This is a genomic window from Christiangramia aquimixticola, assembly GCF_048285835.1.
GTDB lineage: Bacteria > Bacteroidota > Bacteroidia > Flavobacteriales > Flavobacteriaceae > Christiangramia > Christiangramia aquimixticola.
Genome location: NZ_JBLVTL010000001.1, coordinates 467,133 through 467,594, shown reverse-complemented (window position 1 = coordinate 467,594; position 462 = coordinate 467,133). Strand labels below are relative to the sequence as shown.

The window sequence follows — 462 nt, the reverse complement described above, 5'->3', positions numbered from 1 at the left end:
TCCATCGGCTCTTGAAAATTTGAAATGCTTGGAACTTCAGGTTTAATTCTGAAGGAAATTTGGAAAGTAAAATGATCTGAGTAGAGTTGATGAATTTTCCGGCATCAATGTTTTGAAATACTGAAAACACCTAAGTTTCGAAGAAAGTTTCGTTCTTAAATCCTTGAGATTTAAAACAATGAAAAATTTTCTAAAGAAATTTTAAAAAATGCTTTGGATGGTGCTTCAAATTTGCTTTAATTTGCAGCCGTTAAAAAAACCATTGGAAGCTTAGCTGTTTCAGTTATGGTTCTATGAAATAGTGGTAAAATTGGGGAGATACTCAAGCGGCCAACGAGGACAGACTGTAAATCTGTTGTCTTTCGACTTCGCAGGTTCGAATCCTGCTCTCCCCACAAAAGGATCCATCCTTCTGTAATTGTCAAATATAATTTGATGGTTGAAAAAATGGAAATGCGGGAG

The 462-nt window shown here is 35.3% G+C and carries 1 tRNA gene; it reads left to right on the top strand.

The window, feature by feature from the left end:
- The first annotated feature begins 312 nt into the window (after nucleotides 1–312).
- Nucleotides 313–395 (top strand) — tRNA-Tyr (locus ACNKXV_RS02060).
- Nucleotides 396–462 lie beyond the last annotated feature (67 nt).